The organism is Actinacidiphila sp. bgisy160 (assembly GCF_965342435.1).
Lineage (GTDB): Bacteria > Actinomycetota > Actinomycetes > Streptomycetales > Streptomycetaceae > Actinacidiphila.
Window position 1 is genome coordinate 1 of sequence record NZ_CBDRCM010000047.1, and the last position, 14,807, is coordinate 14,807.

14 protein-coding genes and 1 pseudogene are annotated in these 14,807 nt (G+C 72.9%); 8 read left to right on the top strand and 7 right to left on the bottom strand.

Annotated elements, in window-relative coordinates:
* Nucleotides 1-198: 198 nt before the first annotated feature.
* The 4 genes from ACRWNP_RS28400 to ACRWNP_RS28415 all read left to right on the top strand — a co-directional run bounded on the left by ACRWNP_RS28400 (nt 199) and on the right by ACRWNP_RS28415 (nt 3,489).
* The gene (locus ACRWNP_RS28400; protein ID WP_431966263.1) at nt 199-711 is read left to right on the top strand and encodes a toxin-antitoxin system HicB family antitoxin; all 513 of its coding nucleotides are present in this window, start codon (nt 199-201) and stop codon (nt 709-711) included.
* Nucleotides 712-794: 83 nt separating this feature from the next.
* A complete protein-coding gene (locus ACRWNP_RS28405; RefSeq protein ID WP_431966265.1) occupies nt 795-1,637 on the top strand; it encodes a DUF4097 family beta strand repeat-containing protein in 843 nt (280 codons plus the stop codon).
* 74 nt (nt 1,638-1,711) lie between these two features.
* On the top strand, nt 1,712-2,698 hold the full coding sequence (locus ACRWNP_RS28410; protein ID WP_431966267.1) for an ATP-binding cassette domain-containing protein: 987 nt from the start codon (nt 1,712-1,714) through the stop codon (nt 2,696-2,698).
* A complete protein-coding gene (locus ACRWNP_RS28415) occupies nt 2,695-3,489 on the top strand; it encodes an ABC transporter permease (protein WP_431966269.1) in 795 nt (264 codons plus the stop codon). The genes ACRWNP_RS28410 and ACRWNP_RS28415 overlap by 4 nt, the downstream gene beginning before the upstream one ends.
* A 99-nt stretch (nt 3,490-3,588) precedes the next feature.
* On the opposite strand, the gene ACRWNP_RS28420 is transcribed toward ACRWNP_RS28415, so the two are convergent.
* On the bottom strand, nt 3,589-5,250 hold the full coding sequence (locus tag ACRWNP_RS28420; protein WP_431966271.1) for an alkaline phosphatase D family protein: 1,662 nt from the start codon (nt 5,248-5,250) through the stop codon (nt 3,589-3,591).
* Nucleotides 5,251-5,364: 114 nt separating this feature from the next.
* Nucleotides 5,365-6,036: an HNH endonuclease family protein gene (locus ACRWNP_RS28425; RefSeq protein ID WP_431966273.1), complete on the bottom strand. Its 672-nt coding sequence runs from the start codon at nt 6,034-6,036 to the stop codon at nt 5,365-5,367.
* A gap of 436 nt (nt 6,037-6,472) precedes the next feature.
* Between ACRWNP_RS28425 and ACRWNP_RS28430 the strand changes: the two genes are divergently transcribed.
* Nucleotides 6,473-6,958 (top strand): hypothetical protein, encoded by a 486-nt coding sequence (locus ACRWNP_RS28430; protein ID WP_431966275.1) that lies wholly within the window; start codon nt 6,473-6,475, stop codon nt 6,956-6,958.
* 8 nt (nt 6,959-6,966) lie between these two features.
* On the opposite strand, the gene ACRWNP_RS28435 is transcribed toward ACRWNP_RS28430, so the two are convergent.
* The 4 genes from ACRWNP_RS28435 to ACRWNP_RS28450 all read right to left on the bottom strand — a co-directional run bounded on the left by ACRWNP_RS28435 (nt 6,967) and on the right by ACRWNP_RS28450 (nt 10,506).
* Nucleotides 6,967-7,725, bottom strand: a complete 759-nt coding sequence (locus ACRWNP_RS28435) for a Mut7-C RNAse domain-containing protein (protein WP_431966370.1) — start codon at nt 7,723-7,725, stop codon at nt 6,967-6,969.
* 258 nt (nt 7,726-7,983) lie between these two features.
* Nucleotides 7,984-8,646, bottom strand: a complete 663-nt coding sequence (locus ACRWNP_RS28440) for an HAD-IA family hydrolase (protein WP_431966277.1) — start codon at nt 8,644-8,646, stop codon at nt 7,984-7,986.
* Nucleotides 8,647-8,814: 168 nt separating this feature from the next.
* The gene (locus tag ACRWNP_RS28445; protein ID WP_431966372.1) at nt 8,815-9,348 is read right to left on the bottom strand and encodes a hypothetical protein; all 534 of its coding nucleotides are present in this window, start codon (nt 9,346-9,348) and stop codon (nt 8,815-8,817) included.
* A 171-nt stretch (nt 9,349-9,519) separates the two neighbouring features.
* Nucleotides 9,520-10,506, bottom strand: a complete 987-nt coding sequence (locus tag ACRWNP_RS28450; protein ID WP_431966279.1) for a peptidoglycan-binding domain-containing protein — start codon at nt 10,504-10,506, stop codon at nt 9,520-9,522.
* Nucleotides 10,507-10,694: 188 nt separating this feature from the next.
* Between ACRWNP_RS28450 and ACRWNP_RS28455 the strand changes: the two genes are divergently transcribed.
* The 3 genes and pseudogenes from ACRWNP_RS28455 (at nt 10,695) to ACRWNP_RS28465 (ending at nt 14,015) form a co-directional block, all read left to right on the top strand.
* The gene (locus ACRWNP_RS28455) at nt 10,695-12,740 is read left to right on the top strand and encodes an MFS transporter (protein WP_431966281.1); all 2,046 of its coding nucleotides are present in this window, start codon (nt 10,695-10,697) and stop codon (nt 12,738-12,740) included.
* A 94-nt stretch (nt 12,741-12,834) separates the two neighbouring features.
* Nucleotides 12,835-13,177, top strand: a pseudogene (locus ACRWNP_RS28460) (MSMEG_1061 family FMN-dependent PPOX-type flavoprotein); the annotation flags it as partial.
* A 172-nt stretch (nt 13,178-13,349) separates the two neighbouring features.
* Nucleotides 13,350-14,015 carry a nitroreductase gene (locus ACRWNP_RS28465; RefSeq protein WP_431966283.1) on the top strand — a complete coding sequence of 222 codons (666 nt, stop codon included), beginning with the start codon at nt 13,350-13,352 and terminating at the stop codon, nt 14,013-14,015.
* Between the two features lie 289 nt (nt 14,016-14,304).
* Here the strand turns inward: ACRWNP_RS28465 and ACRWNP_RS28470 are convergent, their stop codons facing one another.
* Entirely contained in the window at nt 14,305-14,634 is a 330-nt protein-coding gene (locus tag ACRWNP_RS28470) for an antibiotic biosynthesis monooxygenase family protein (protein WP_431966285.1), read from the bottom strand.
* Nucleotides 14,635-14,807 lie beyond the last annotated feature (173 nt).

Below are 14,807 nucleotides of genomic sequence, written 5' to 3' on the forward strand. Positions count from 1 at the left end.
CCCCCCCCCCTCCCCCCCCCTCCCCCCCCGCGGTGCCAAGCAGCGCCATCCATGGCGCGTCGAGTGCGCATGGCGCCACAATGACCCTGTCCGACGCCACGGCATTTTGCCAGTTCAGAGCAGCCACAGCCAAAGTCGCGCCACACGTGGCGCCATTCGGGCTTGCGCGTGGCGCCATAGTGGTGCCACTATGACGTCATGGACCTCACGCCGTATGTCGACACCCTCCGCCGCGAACTCGCGGTGGCCGCCGAGGCCGGCGGGGAGGATGCCCGCGAGCTGGCCGAGCGGCTCACCGCTCCCCTGGAGTCGGCGACCCGCCTGACCATGCTCAACGTGCTCTCCGCCGCGATGGACGAGATCACCCGCGAACTCGCCCCCGGCTCGGTCGACGTACGGCTGCGCGGACTGGACCCCGACTTCGTGGTGACACTGCCGCCCGCCGGCGGCGGCCCCGCGGACCCGCCCGTCGCGCCCGTCGAACCGCTCAAGGCCCCGGCCGAGGGCGACGAGGGTGGCACCGCCCGCGTCAACCTGCGCCTGCCGGCGCACCTCAAGGCCCGTGCCGAGGAGGCCGCGAGCCGCGAGGGCCTGTCGGTCAACGCGTGGCTGGTACGGGCCGTGTCGGCCGCGGTCGACGGCGCCCCGCAGCCGCGCACGGCGGAGAAGACCCGCACCACCGGACAGAGCTTCACGGGCTGGGTGCGCTGACCGCACCCCGCGCCCGACCCGCTTCACCCACACCGCGTCCCACCAGCGGGGACGACCCAAGGACTCAAGAGGACGGGACAGCCATGCCTTCTTTCGACACGCCCGAACCGATCTCGGTCACCGCCCACGTGGGCGCCGGCTCCGTCCGGTTCACCGCGGGCGACCGCCCCGACACCGTCGTCGAGGTGCGGCCCCGCGACCCGCAGCGGGACAAGGACGTGCGGGCCGCCGACCAGACCGAGGTCGGCTACGCGAGCGGCGTCCTGACCGTCAGGACGAAGGAGCGCCACCTCATCGGGCCCAGCGGCGCCGTCGACGTGACGGTCGAACTGCCCACGGGCTCGCGCGTCGACGTGACCGGCTCCTGGACCCAGGTGCTGGGCGAGGGCCGGCTCGGCGAGGTCCGGGTGAAGACCTCGTCCAACGACGTCCGCCTCGACACGACCGGCCCGCTGCGGCTGACCGCCTCGCACGGCTCGATCAACATCGACCGGGTCGAGGGCGCGGCCGAGATCACCACCAGTTCCGGCAGCCTGCGCGTCGGCACCCTCGACGGTCCCGCCGTCCTGAAGAACTCGCACGGCACCACGACCGTAGGTGCCGCGCTCGGTGAACTGCGGGTGCGCGGTGCCCACGGCAACGTCGACGTCGAGCGCGCCGAGGGCTCGGTCACGGCCACCGTCGCCCACGGCAACCTGCGCGTCGCCGAGGTCGCCGGCGGCACCGTCCGGCTGGAGACCTCCTACGGCGCCATCGAGGTCGGCATCCGCGAGGGTACGGCCGCCTGGCTCGACGTCAGCTCCGAGCGCGGACAGGTGCGCAACACGCTCGCCGACGCCGAGCCCCCGCAGAAGACCGAGGGCACCGTCGAGGTCCACGCCCGCACCCGCTGGGGCAACATCGAGATCCGCCGCGCCCGGGCCTGAGCGCCACCACCCCAACCACCGCCTCCCCCATCCACGTCAGCCTTCGAACGGAGGGCCCCGTGCCTTCATCTGTCATGCCCACGCCCATCCAGCCGGACGGCCACGCGTCGCCGGCCGCCGTCTCCGCCATCGGACTGCGCAAGTCCTACGGCGGCAAGACCGTCCTCGACGGCATCGACCTGCGCATCCCGGCCGGGTCCGTGTTCGCCCTGCTCGGCCCGAACGGCGCCGGCAAGACCACCGCCGTCAAGATCCTTTCCACGCTCATCACCGCCGACGGCGGGCAGGCCCAGGTCGCGGGCCATGACCTGGCCGGCAATCCGCAGGCGGTGCGTGCGGCGATCGGTGTGACCGGGCAGTTCTCCGCGGTGGACGGGCTGATCACCGGTGAGGAGAACATGCTGTTGATGGCGGACCTGCACCACCTGCCCCGGCGCGAGGGACGGCGGGTCGCCACCGAACTGCTGGAGCGCTTCGACCTGACCGAGGCCGCGAAGAAGCCCGCCTCCACCTACTCCGGCGGCATGAAGCGACGCCTGGACATCGCCATGACCCTGGTCGGCAGCCCGCGGATCATCTTCCTCGACGAGCCGACCACCGGCCTCGACCCGCGCAGCCGCCACACCATGTGGCAGATCATCCGCGAACTCGTCACCGGCGGCGTCACCGTCTTCCTCACCACCCAGTACCTGGACGAGGCCGACGAACTCGCCGACCGTATCGCCGTCCTGAACAACGGCACCATCGCCGCCGAAGGCACCGCGGAAGAACTCAAGCGCCTCATCCCCGGCGGACACATCCGGCTCCGCTTCACCGACCCCGCCGCCTACCGGAACGCCACCGCCACCCTGCCCGCCGCCGCCCGCAACGACCAGGCCCTGACCCTGCAGATCCCCAGCGACGGCAGCCAGCACGCCCTGCGCACCCTCCTGGACCGACTCGACGCCGCCGCCGTCCACGCCGACGAGCTGACCGTGCACACCCCCGACCTCGACGACGTCTTCTTCGCCCTCACCGGCGACACCACCCTCCCCCACCAGCCCACGGAGGCCCTGCGATGAGCACCCTGACCCTCGCCCTGCGCGACTCCTCGACGATGCTGCGCCGCAACCTCCTGCACGCCCGCCGCTACCCCTCCCTCACCCTCAACCTCCTGCTCACCCCGATCATGCTGCTCCTGCTGTTCGTCTACGTCTTCGGCGACACCATGAGCGCCGGCATCGGCGACGGCACCCCCGACCGCTCCGCCTACATCGCCTACCTCGTCCCCGGCCTGCTCCTGATGACCATCGGCAGCACCACCATCGGCACCGCCGTCTCGGTCGCCAACGACATGACCGAAGGCATCATCGCCCGCTTCCGCACCATGGCCATCCACCGCGGCTCCGTGATCGCCGGACACGTCGTCGGCAGCGTCCTGCAGTCCGTCCTCAGCGTCGTCCTCGTCGGCGCCGTCGCCGTCGCCATCGGCTTCCGCTCCACCCACGCCACCCCCCTCGAATGGCTCGCCGCCTTCGCCCTCCTGGTCCTGTTCGCCACCGCGCTGACCTGGATCGCCGTCGGCATGGGCCTGGCCGGCCCCAACGCCGAAGCCGCCAGCAACAACGCCACACCCCTGATCCTGCTCCCCCTGCTGTCCAGCGCCTTCGTCCCGCTGCACTCCATGCCCGGCTGGTTCCAGCCCATCGCCCACTACCAGCCCTTCACCCCCGCCATCGAAACCCTCCGCGGCCTCCTCCTCGGCACCGGCATCGGCAACAACGGCTGGATCGCCATCGCCTGGTGCGCCGGCCTCACCGTCCTCGGCTACCTCTGGTCCACCGCGAGGTTCAACAGCACCAGCGCGTTCTGATCCCGTGCCCGCGCACGACGGCGGAGGGCCCGCGACACACGCGGAGCCCTCCGCTCGCGTGTGGCGTCCCGGCTCGCGGGGCGCGGTGAACGGCCCGGCTCAGTCCGTCGTGAGGTGCGTCTCCATCACCGTCACCAGCGTCGCCCGCCGCGAAGTCCCCTTCGGCGCGCGGGTCTGGTCCAGCCGGAGCCCGGCGGCGCGGCCGCGGAGGGTCAGGGTCATGAGCTGGTTGCCGAACCAGGGGCCGTCCAGTTTGCGCCAGCGCAGCGACGGGGTGCCGGCGCGGCCGTGGCGGGTGAGGGCGCGGCCGATGAGGCGGGCGGGGCCGGTCCAGGCGAAGCGGAAGGCGAGGCGCATGTAGCCGGGGATCGTGTTGTGGACCGGCGAGCAGGTGAGCTGCAGCAGCCGGGAGCGCAGGGGTGCGCCGGGGCGGTGGGCCTCGGCGGTGTAGGCGTGGTGGACGTCGCCGGACAGGACGCAGATCGTGGCGGGGGCCTCGGGGCCGTCGGCGGCGTCGGTGAGGAGCCCGGCGAGATCGTCGAAGGAGCCGGGGAAGGCCGCCCAGTGTTCGAGGTCGCCGGCCTGGCGCAGGCGTTCGCCCCGGTGGGTCCAGCGGCGGCCGCGGCTGCCGCCGCAGAGGGCCGCGCTCCACGCCTCGGTGGCGTGGATGGCGTACGGCAGGAGCCAGGGCAGGGAGGTGCCGATGAGCAGGTGGTCGAAGCTGCCGTCGGGGCGGGCGTTCTCGCGCAGCCAGTCGAGTTCCGCCGGGTCCAGCATCGCGCGGTCGTGCTCGTCCAGGACGCGGGCGGCGCGTGAGTCGACCATGAGCAGGCGGGTGCGTCCGAGGTCGCGGCGGTAGCTCCAGCGGGTCTGCGCCGGGTCGGCCTCCACGCGGGCGGCGAAGGCACGCAGGGTCTCGGTGCCGTCGTCGGCGGCGCGTACCGCCGCGAGGAGCCGGTCGTCGGCGAGTTCGGCGGGGGTGAGGTTGCCGAGGTGCTGGTGGACCCAGTACGAGGCCAGGCCGCTGATGACGCGTTCGTTCCACCAGGCCGCCTCCCGCATGGTGTTGCGCCACGTGTGGGAGGTGTTCCAGTCGTCTATGACGTCGTGATCGTCGAAGATCATGCAGCTGGGCACGGTGGACAGCAGCCAGCGGATGTCCGGGTCGAGCCAGGACTCGTAGTAGAGGTGGGTGTATTCCTCGTAGTCGGCGACCTGGTCCCAGGGCGGCTCGTTCAGGTCGCGGCGCCGGGCGAGCCAGCGGCGGGTGGCCGCGGAGGTCTCGTCGGCGTAGATCTGGTCGCCGAGCAGCAGCAGGAGGTCGGGGCGGAGCGCGTCGCCGGATGCGATGTGGTGGGCCAGGGTGTCCAGCGCGTCGGGGCCGATGGGGTCGGGTTCGCCGGGGGGCGGTGCGGCCCAGCGGCAGGAGCCGAAGGCGACGCGCAGCGGCCGTGCGTCCTGCGCGCCCTCCCCATCGCGCCCGGCGGTGTGGATGGTGCTGGGCGGGTACGGGGAGTCGCGCAGCGGCCAGACCTGCTGCCCGTCGAGAAGGACGCGGTAGGCCGTGGCGGTGCCGGGGCGCAGCCCGGTGACGGTGACGATCGCGTAGTGGTGGCCGGCGATCTGCCAGGTGTGCCCGGTGCCGGTGGCCCCGTCGTCGCAGGCGACGGTCGCGGTGGCGGGGCGGTCGGCCTCGACCCACACGGTGGCCGTGTCCTCGTCCACGTATCGCAGCAGCGGTCCCAGGCGCAGTTCTGCCATGGCGGTCGGCCTTCCCTCCGTCGTCGTGAGGTGTGGACGCCGGAGGGAAGGCGTGAGTTCCCGGCCGCGCCCGGGGCCGCGGTCCCGGCGGCCGGGCGGGGCCGGGACGCGGGGTCAGCAGCCGCTGAGGACGCTGCCGAGCTTGCTCTTCTCGGCGGAGTCGACCGACAGGCCGTAGTAGTACTTCACCTGGACCCAGGCGCGCACGTAGGTGCAGGCGTAGGCGGTGCGGGGCGGCATCCACGTGGCCGGGTCCTGGTCGCCCTTGGCCTGGTTCACGTTGTCGGTGACGGCGATGAGCTGCGGGCGGGTGAGGTCGTTGGCGAAGGCCTGGCGCCTTGCGGTGGTCCAGGCGGAGGCGCCGGAGTCCCAGGCCTCGGCGAGGGGCACGAGGTGGTCGATGTCGAGGTCGGAGGCGGCCGTCCAGGTGGCGCCGTCGTAGACGGAGTACCAGCTGCCGCTGGTGGCGGCGCAGGAGGAGTCGGTGACCACGCCGCTGCCGTCGCGCTTGAGCACGGTCTCACGGGTGTTGCAGGCACCGCTGATGGTGATCCAGTGGGGGAAGAGGTCGCGGTCGTAGCCGGTGCGGTTCTCGGTGGCGACCTTGAGCGACGCCAGGTAGGTGCGGGCGGTGGCGGCGCTGACGGGGGTGGGGAGCGCCGCCTGGGCGGTGGGGCCGTTCAGGGTCGCGAAGCCGGCGAACAGGCTGGTGAGAGCCATGAGGAGACCCAGTCGTCGACGCGCGTAGACACTGCGCCGCGCGAGAGCACTGCGTATCCGGGACATAGGGAACTCCCTTGAATGTGGGGGTGTTTGACTGCTGGAACCGCCGGCCATCCTTCTGCTGGGACGTTTCTGCGGGACAAGCGGCAGGTAACAGATTGTCGACATGCACACGTCATGTCTAGGGGTGGGACGGCACCGGATCCGCGCCATGGCGTCCCCTCGCGCGGGCCGACCCCCCTGCGGCCCGGGCGCGGTAGGCGTATGTGTCAGAGCGTCAGAAAGCCGGCACCCGGACCGATCGCGGTGCGCGCCGCACGACGCGTCAGCCGACGGTGGTCGATGAGGCCGGCGGCGAAGGCGGGGATTCACCGCCGCAGGCTCTCGCCGCCATCAGCCACAGCCGCCGTGCCCCGGGATACGCTGCTCCGCTCCGCACCGACTGGAGGTCACCCGAGTGCTGCCCGCACGTCTGCGCGCCGGAGTTCCGTCGGCTCTGGTGATTCTCTCCCCGTCCGGCTGCTCCTTCCCCTGGGGCTGCACCGACACGACCGCGGAGCGCGGTGAGGCCGGAGTCAGGGTGCAGGTCGAGGACACCTACGGGCAGCCTCTCGGCGCCACCGCCGAGGTCGTCGACTGGCACCTCGAGCCCCACCCGCAGGTGCCCTCCGAAGGCGACCAGGTCCGCTTCCGCTACCGCTTCGACGGCGTCGACGGGAGCTCCGACCCCGTGCTGGACGCCTGCGCCGTCGACAGGGAGCGCGTGGCGCTGGGGTGTCAGCCCGTCTCTGCGTCCCAGGCGTTCGGACCGAACGGCGACCCCACGGGCACCGACTGGCTCGCCGTCGAGCACCCCGAGCAGGTTGCCGGAGTGCTGTTGATACCCAACGACCAGTCCTACGGCGGACGAACCTGCGAGCAGGACATCAAGGACGGCGCCGGGCCGCATCCCCCGGCGCCGGCCCGCATCGGGGACCGGTTGTGAGCCGTCGTTCAGTCAGCGAGCCGGCGATGCGGGGCGTCCTGGGCGGCGCCGAACTCGGTCACCGCGTCACGGACGATGGCCTCGAGGCGGGCGTGGTGCGCGCCCCGCCAGTACGGGCGCTCGCAGACGAGGCACTGCGCGAACACGTCGTAGCTGCGGCGGGTGCCGTGCTCCAGCTTCTCCCAGACCGCGTCCTTGCCGGCCTCCCGTAGCCGCCCGTTGCACGCCGTGCAGCGCGTCCAGGGCTCCAGGACGGGAGCGAACCGGCCCAGCACATCGCGCAGTTGCTCGTCGGGCTGGTCGCTGTAGACGTACGCGCCCGCCCACAACTCCCGGCGGCGCAGCAGGCCGCGGTCCCGCGAGAGCATCACCCGCCGCTCGGCGGCCGACCGGGCGGCCAGGGCGGGGTCGCCGATGTCCTCGCTCTCGTAGGCGGCGTCGACTCCCAGCAGGCGCAACCGCCGGGCGAGTGTGCCCAGGTGCACGTCGAGCAGGAAGCGCAGCGGCGCCCCGGGCACCGACTGCGGCCGGGTGACGGGCTCGACCTCCACGTGATCGCCGGCGACCGCCACGTACGACACGGGCACCTCCCGGCCGTCGGCCAGCAGTCGGCCGACCTCCGTGAGCGGGACCCCGAGCGACTCCACGACGTGCCCCAGCGAGGACACGCCGTCGGTGACGACAGTGGTACGCCCCTCCCGTCGCGCCGCCGCGGCGAAGAGCCGCAGCGGGGAGGCGAAGCTGATGCCGATCTCGGGTCCGGTCACGCCGCTCACCCGGCCAGGATGTCACCCCGGCGGCGCGGGGCACACGGGGTTTTCCCCGGCCCGCGTCACACCGCGCGGTGCTCGATGAGGCTGCGGGCACGCTCCGGCACCGTCTGCCGGGCCGGCCACCTTGCGGCCGTCCTCGCCGAGCCGCTCGGGCGGGGCCCAGGCCATGTCCGCCCTCCAGTCGAAGGCGCCGGAGGTCAGGAGGCGTTCGCCCGCGGCCGGCGGCGAGGTCATCTCCGGTCGCCGCAGGCGCTAGCCGATGCGGAGGAGGAGGGCGCCGTCGGCGGCGACCTCGACGTGGACCGCCGCGAGGGTGTCGACGTGGACGGTGGGCTCGTGGGCCGCCGCACGCGGGCCCACCCCGACCACGCGCATCCCGGCGGCCTTGGCGGCCGCGATGCCGACCTCGGAGTCCTCGAAGACCACGCAGTCCTCGGGCGCGAAGCCCAGTTCGGCGGCGCCCTTGAGGAAGCCCTCCGGGTCGGGCTTGCTGGCGCTGACGCGCTCCGCGGTGACCATGACGGCGGGGAGCGGGAGGCGGGCGGCGTCCATGCGGGCCCGGGCGAGCGCCTCGTCCGCGGAGGTCACCAGGGCGTGCGGGCGGCCCTGCAGCGCCGCCATGAAGGCCGGGGCGCCCTCGACCGGGACCACGCCGTCGACGTCGGCGGTCTCCTCGGCGAGCATGCGGGCGTTGTCCGCGTGGTTCTCCGCCATCGGGCGGTCCGGGAGCAGCACCGCCATCGTGGCGTAACCCTGGCGGCCGTGGACGACCTTCATCACGGCGTCGCCGTCGAGCCCGTGCGTCGCGGCCCACCGGCGCCAGCAGCGTTCGACCACGGCATCGGAGTTGACCAGCGTGCCGTCCATGTCCAGCAGCAGAGCGCGGGCGGGGACGACGGTGGACGGCGACAGCATGGAACTCCCTCGGACGTACAAGCAAGTGGCCCGCCCGCCGGTCAGGGGAAACGGGCGGAACCACTTTGTTCCTACACGATACAAAATCGTGCGGCGGTTCCGCCAGGGGGGGTGCCGGGGCGCCGCCCGCGTCGGGGCCGCCCCGCGTCGGGCCGCGCCCCGCCGGCCTCACGGACCGGCGCCCGGCCCGTCCACGTACTGCAGCAGTCCATAGGTGAAGCCCGCGGTCCGGCGGCCCGCCCCTGGCACGGCCTGCGGATCGGTGAACTCCAGCCGCCAGCGGGTGGGGGCGTCGCCCTCCAGGGGCCGTGCGGGCGGGAACGCCCGGGCCACCTCGTCGACGGTGCAGGACCAGGGCGTGAGGTCGTCGAGGCCCGACAGCCTCGGCCCCGGCTCCCCCGGGGCGCGGACCAGCCACTCGTTCCAGATCGCCCCGCCGCCCGGCGCGCACAGCACCTCGAACCGCAGGGTCGGCCACAGCGGGACCGGCCACAGCAGCGCCGGGCAGGTCAGGTCGCCCACCTTCCGCCGGAGCACCGCCTCGGGCGGCCCGAGCACCGTCCGGTAGCGGCGTTCGCCGCGCGGGAAGCCCCTGGCGTGGCCCCAGGCCTGCCAGCGGCGGTTCGCCTCCCGCATCTCGGTACGGCTCGCCCCGAGCGTGCGCAGCGCCTCCTCCACCAGTTCGGGCCGGTGGTCGGCCATGCGCCGCAGCAGTACGAGTTGGAAGCCCCGCGGCCCGAAGTCGTCGATCGCCACGCCCCCATCCTGCCGGAGCGTCCCCGGGGCCCGGGCATGGCGGCGCCCGCCGCGGGACCGGGTCCCGGGGCGGGCGTCGTGAGGCGTATGCGGAGCCGAGGCGGCGGCCGGCCGGTCTCAGCCGGGTCCGTTTCCGCTTCCGCCGTCGCCGGAGTCCGGGTTCGGCGTCGCGCCGGTCTTCGCCTCCAAGGCCGCCCGGGTGTTGGGCCCGTAGACGCCCTGCGGATCGCCCTTGACCCCGTAGAAGAACTGGAAGCGGGCCACGGCGTCACCGACCTTCCGGTCGTAGTCGCCGTTGGAGGGGCCGTAGTAGAGCCGCACCGCCTTGAGACGGTTCTGGAGGTCCACGACCGCGGGGCCCGTGTCGCCGCGCCGCAACGTCGCGGGCGCGGCCGGCGGAGCCGAACTGGGCGGCTGGGAGACCTGGCCGCCGGCGGAGGCCGTCGGCTGCGACGCGGTGGCGCTGGGTGTCGGGGTGCCCGTCGTGGCCGAGGCCGAGGCCGAGGCGCTCGCGGACGCGAGCGTGGAGGGAGTGACGCTGGGCGAGGCCGGGCGCGAGGCGGAGGACGAGGGCCGCGCGGACGTCGGCAGTTCGACCGCGGGCTCGGAGGCGCCCTGGTCGGGGGCGGCCTCGGTACGGTCCGGTATGCCGGTCAGCTGGGCGGTCAGGAAGACCGCGCCGACGGCGAGGCCGACGGCCCCGATGCCCGCGCCGGCGACCAGCGCACCGCGGCGGCGGCGATGGGCCCCGGCGCGGCGCCTGCTCACGGCAGGGGAGGGATAGGGCGCCAGCTCACGGGACGCGGCGGCAACCGGCACCGGCAGCCGGTCCGAGGAGACCGTGCCGAGGTCGATGAGATCGGTGTCCTCGTCCGGCCGCGCCGCCCCCGCGGCCCCCTCCGGCGGCACCGGCGCCAGGGGCGCGGTCGGCGGGTCCGCGTCGTGCGACGGGAAGGCCTCGGCGGCCCCCGCCGCCACGGCGGCCGTGACGGCCTCATCCGCGTCCGCGTACTCCTCCGGCCCCGGCACGTACGGCCGCACCCGTAGGGACTCGTACTCGTGCTCCTCCTGCGAAGCCGGTGATCCCGGCTTGTCAGACGCCACCGGCGCCCCCTCCCCATGCCCTGACAGACGCAGTGATTATGCAGACCGCGCGTGCTCACTGCCCAGGCGCCTCCGTTTCCGACGGTCGTACAAACGGAGCCAATCTTGTGGAAAGGGTGTGAATATTTGTGGGGTAGTGACGTGAACGCGGTACCGGAGCCCCCGGTGCCCGAGCGGAACGAGTCCGTATGGCGCAGGACGACACCACTGCCCCAGCCGGGCGGGCCACGACGGACGGCCCGTCGGAAGTGACCGACAAGCGGTCCGTGTACGTCGCGATCGGCGCGCTCGCGCTCGGTCTGCTGCTCGCCGCCCTCGACCAGACGATCGTCTCCACCGCGCTGCCGACGATCGTCAGCGACCTGGGCGGGCTGAAGCACCTCTCCTGGGTGGTCACCGCCTATCTGCTGGCCTCCACCGCCGCCACCCCGCTGTGGGGCAAGCTCGGCGACATGTACGGGCGGAAGAAGCTCTTCCAGTCCGTCATCGTGATCTTCCTGGTCGGCTCGGCGCTGTGCGGGCTCTCCCGGAGCTTGGGCGAGCTCATCACCTTCCGCGCGCTGCAGGGCCTGGGCGGCGGCGGTCTGATCGTGCTGTCGATGGCCATCGTGGGCGACATCGTGCCGCCGCGCGACCGAGGGCGCTACCAGGGCGTGTTCGGGGCGGTGTTCGGCGCGAGCAGCGTGCTCGGACCGCTGCTGGGCGGGCTGTTCGTGGACACCCTCGGCTGGCGCTGGGTGTTCTACGTCAACCTCCCCCTCGGCATCGTCGCGCTCGCCGTGATCGCCACCGTGCTCCACATCCCGGTCCGGCGGACCACGCACCGCATCGACTACTGGGGCATGGTGCTGGTGGCGGCCGCGGCGACCTGCCTGGTGCTGATGACCTCGCTGGGCGGTACGACCTGGCCCTGGGGCTCCTGGCAGGTCGTCGGGCTGGCGGTGGCCGGCGTGCTGCCGGTCGCCCTCTTCGTCCTCGTCGAGCGGCGGGCCGAGGAGCCGGTGCTGCCGCTGCGGCTGTTCCGCATCCGCACCTTCTGGCTGTGCTCGGTCATCTCGTTCGTCATCGGCTTCGCCATGTTCGGCTCGCTGACCTTCCTGCCGACCTTCCTCCAGGTCGTGCACGGCTACTCGCCGACCTGGTCCGGCGTGCACATGATCCCGATGGTGGTGGGCATGCTGGTGGCCTCCACCGCCTCCGGCCAGATCGTCTCCCGCACCGGCCACTACAAGATCTTCCCGATCGCCGGAACCGCCGTCACCATCGTCGGTCTGTTCCTGCTGCACCAACTCGACGAGACCACCGCGGTCCGGGCGCTGAGCCTGTTCCTGCTCGTCTTCGGCCTCGGGCTCGGCCTGGTCATGCAGGTGCTGATCCTCGCCGTGCAGAACGCCGTCGGCTACGCCGACCTGGGCGCGGCCACCTCCGGCGTCACCTTCTTCCGCTCCATCGGGGCGGCCTTCGGCGTGTCCATCTTCGGCACGATCTTCTCGGCCAACCTCGCCCGCGAGATCACCGCCGCCCTCGCCGGGCTCACCCTGCCGCCCGGCTTCGACCCGGCCGTGATCCAGTCCGATCCGCGCGGCGTGCGCCGGCTCCCGCCGTCCCTGCGCGACCCGGTGCTGCACGCGTACTCCACCGCCATCACCGGTGTCTTCCTGTGGGCGGTGCCGGTCTGCGCGCTGGCCTTCGTCCTGGCCTGGTTCCTGAGGGAGCAGCCGCTGCGGCGCACGGTCACCGTGCCCGACGCCAGCGAGACGATCGGCACCAACCCCGTCGACCGCTCCTCCCTCGACGAGATCGCCCGCGGTCTGAGCGTCCTCGGCAGCCGGGAGGCGCGCCGTGACCTGTACGCCCGGATCACCGCTCTGACCGGCCTCGACGTCCAGCCCGCAGCCGCCTGGCTGCTGCTGTACATCGCCCGCACCGGCTCCGCCGACCCCGTCGACCTCGCCCTGCAGACCACGGTGCCCTACAACGTCATCGAGGCCGCCGCCTTCGAAATCGAGGAACGCCGCTACGCCGTCCGCCACGGCAACCCGCTGCACCTCACCGAACGCGGCCAGGAGGTCGTGGCCCTGCTCACCGAGGCCCGCCGCAAGGTGCTGGCCGAGCTCCTCGGCGACTGGGACCCCGAGCGCCACGCCGACCTCGCGGCCCTGCTCACCCGGCTGACCACCGAACTCTGCGGCCAGGACCGGGACCGCCCCGGTCCCCACCGGCCCACGGCGTGAGCCAAGACGGTCACCGCGCTGACACGGCGAAGGCGGCCAGTGCGGTGAACTCGGGCTCGCGCAGGCCGACGCGCAGGCCGGCGCGGTGCGGGAGGGCCGGACCGGCGCCCGGCTGCTGTTCGTCATCCCGGGGCGCACCACGACGCTCGGGGTGAACGGCCGGGCCCGCGTCTCCCACCCGCCCGGAGCCGCTGTCGCGACTGACCGCCGTGGGCAAGCCGCCGGCCAGTGCGCTGGTGCTGGGGATCGGGGAGGTCTACCCGCACTGCCCCAAGTCGCTCCTGCGCAGCGGGGCCTGGAAGCCGGAGCAGTGGTTGCCGTCGGACGCCCAGCCGGCCTCGGCCGAGGTGACGCCGGCCCAGCCGCGGATGCCGGAGCTGACGATCGCCGACGTCGAGCAGGCGGAGGCGGATTCGCTGAAGGACCGGTACGAGTAACGCGCCCACCAGCGATCGCTGAACCACCAGCCCGCCGGCCCCCGGACCAGCACGCCCCAAGTTCAGTCGCGAGACAGCCCGTTACCCCCCGCCGTACGACCTCTCTGTTGCCTTCTTGCACGCTGAAGCCGGTAGAGAAGTGGTGGTCGTTGGCCGAGAGGGACGAGAAGACATGGATGTGTATGAAGCAGTCGGCAGTCGCCGGGCCGTGCGGGCGTTCAGCGATGAGCCGGTGACCAAAGAGGCACTCGAACGAGTGCTGGCTGCGGCGACGCGTGCTCCGTCGAGTGGGAACCTCCAGCCGTGGCACCTGTATGTCGTGAGCGGCGAGCCCTTGGCCGAACTGAAGAGGCGCGCGACGTCCAGGGCATTGGCGGGCGACCCGGGGGATGAGCGGGAGTATCCGATGTACCCGGCCGAACTGACCTCGCCATATCTGGACCGCTTTTCGGCCGCGGCCGCCCAGCGGTACGAAGCACTGGGGATCGATCGTGACGACCTCGACAGGCCCAGGAAGATCGCCGCCTTGAACTCGGAGGCGTTCGGGGCGCCGGTTGTGCTGTTCTGCTACCTCGACCGGACGATGGGGCCGGGGCAGTGGGGGGACGCGGGGATGTACTTGCAGACGGTCATGCTTCTGCTGAGGGCGGAAGGGTTGCACAGCTGCCCTCAGGTGATGTGGACGATGTATCGCAAGACCGTCAGCCAGTTGGTCGGGGCAGATGACGGGCTCGTGCTGTTCTGCGGTGTCGCGGTGGGATTCGAGAAGGAAGGTGTGCCACCGCTGCGCACAGGGCGGGCGGACATGACAGAGACAGTGAGCTTCATCGGATGGTGACCGTCGGGCGGTCAAGCACCACGGGCCGCGCTACCGCGACCCTCCGGGCCGCGTCGCGCTCCCCGGCGGCAGCCCCAGGGTGTTCACCGGCTGTGGCCTCATCTTGACGGCACCACGCGCAAGCCCCGTGCGGGCCTCCGCCTGGCCACGACGTTCACCGGCCGCTGCCGAGGCCCCTCGCTGTTCACGCTCTTCGACGCGGCATCGATGGCGTCCGGTGATCGCGGACGACAAGGCGGTTTCCCGGACCGGTGGGCGGCGCCCCGCGGGCGCGGGGCGCCGCGCGGGATCAGGCCTGCTTCGGCGCGGCCTGCTGGACGACCTCGAAGGACCACAGGGTGGACCCGGTGGCGGCCGGCCTGGGCCGTTCCCCGCCGCCCTCGCCGCCCTCGCGGTGGGCGGCCTGCATCGGGCCGGACATCCAGTTGCGGAAGTCCTCCTCGCTGCGCCACCGCGTGTACACGAGGTACTGGTCGGTGCCCTCGACCGGGCGCAGCAGCTCGAACCACTCGAAGCCGTCCGAGCCCTCCACGGCGCCCGCCCGCGAGGCGAACCGCTTCTCCAGGACCTCGCGCTGCTCAGCCGGGACGGACAGTACGTTGATCTTGACGACGCTCATGGGTCCATCCTGCCCCAGCGCCCGCCCGTCGTCGGCGCGGCGGGCCGCGAACCACGCACCGGGTGCACCACCCGGCGGTGACCGACAAGGCGAGGAACGGGTACGGCACGTGCCACACGTCAGCTGGAGTCCGCCGGACTGGCAGCCGACTCCACCCCGATCCGGGACGGGAA

Excerpts from the sequence above, each read along its gene's own strand:
- ACRWNP_RS28445 (WP_431966372.1), bottom strand. The coding sequence starts at position 9,348 with ATGGCCGACCACCGGCCCGAACTGGTGGAGGAGGCGCTGCGCACGCTC.
- ACRWNP_RS28455 (WP_431966281.1), top strand. The coding sequence starts at position 10,695 with ATGGCGCAGGACGACACCACTGCCCCAGCCGGGCGGGCCACGACGGAC.
- ACRWNP_RS28465 (WP_431966283.1), top strand. The coding sequence starts at position 13,350 with ATGGATGTGTATGAAGCAGTCGGCAGTCGCCGGGCCGTGCGGGCGTTC.
- ACRWNP_RS28415 (WP_431966269.1), top strand. The coding sequence starts at position 2,695 with ATGAGCACCCTGACCCTCGCCCTGCGCGACTCCTCGACGATGCTGCGC.
- ACRWNP_RS28470 (WP_431966285.1), bottom strand. The coding sequence starts at position 14,634 with ATGAGCGTCGTCAAGATCAACGTACTGTCCGTCCCGGCTGAGCAGCGC.
- ACRWNP_RS28420 (WP_431966271.1), bottom strand. The coding sequence starts at position 5,250 with ATGGCAGAACTGCGCCTGGGACCGCTGCTGCGATACGTGGACGAGGAC.
- ACRWNP_RS28425 (WP_431966273.1), bottom strand. The coding sequence starts at position 6,036 with ATGTCCCGGATACGCAGTGCTCTCGCGCGGCGCAGTGTCTACGCGCGT.
- ACRWNP_RS28405 (WP_431966265.1), top strand. The coding sequence starts at position 795 with ATGCCTTCTTTCGACACGCCCGAACCGATCTCGGTCACCGCCCACGTG.
- ACRWNP_RS28440 (WP_431966277.1), bottom strand. The coding sequence starts at position 8,646 with ATGCTGTCGCCGTCCACCGTCGTCCCCGCCCGCGCTCTGCTGCTGGAC.
- ACRWNP_RS28410 (WP_431966267.1), top strand. The coding sequence starts at position 1,712 with ATGCCCACGCCCATCCAGCCGGACGGCCACGCGTCGCCGGCCGCCGTC.
- ACRWNP_RS28400 (WP_431966263.1), top strand. The coding sequence starts at position 199 with ATGGACCTCACGCCGTATGTCGACACCCTCCGCCGCGAACTCGCGGTG.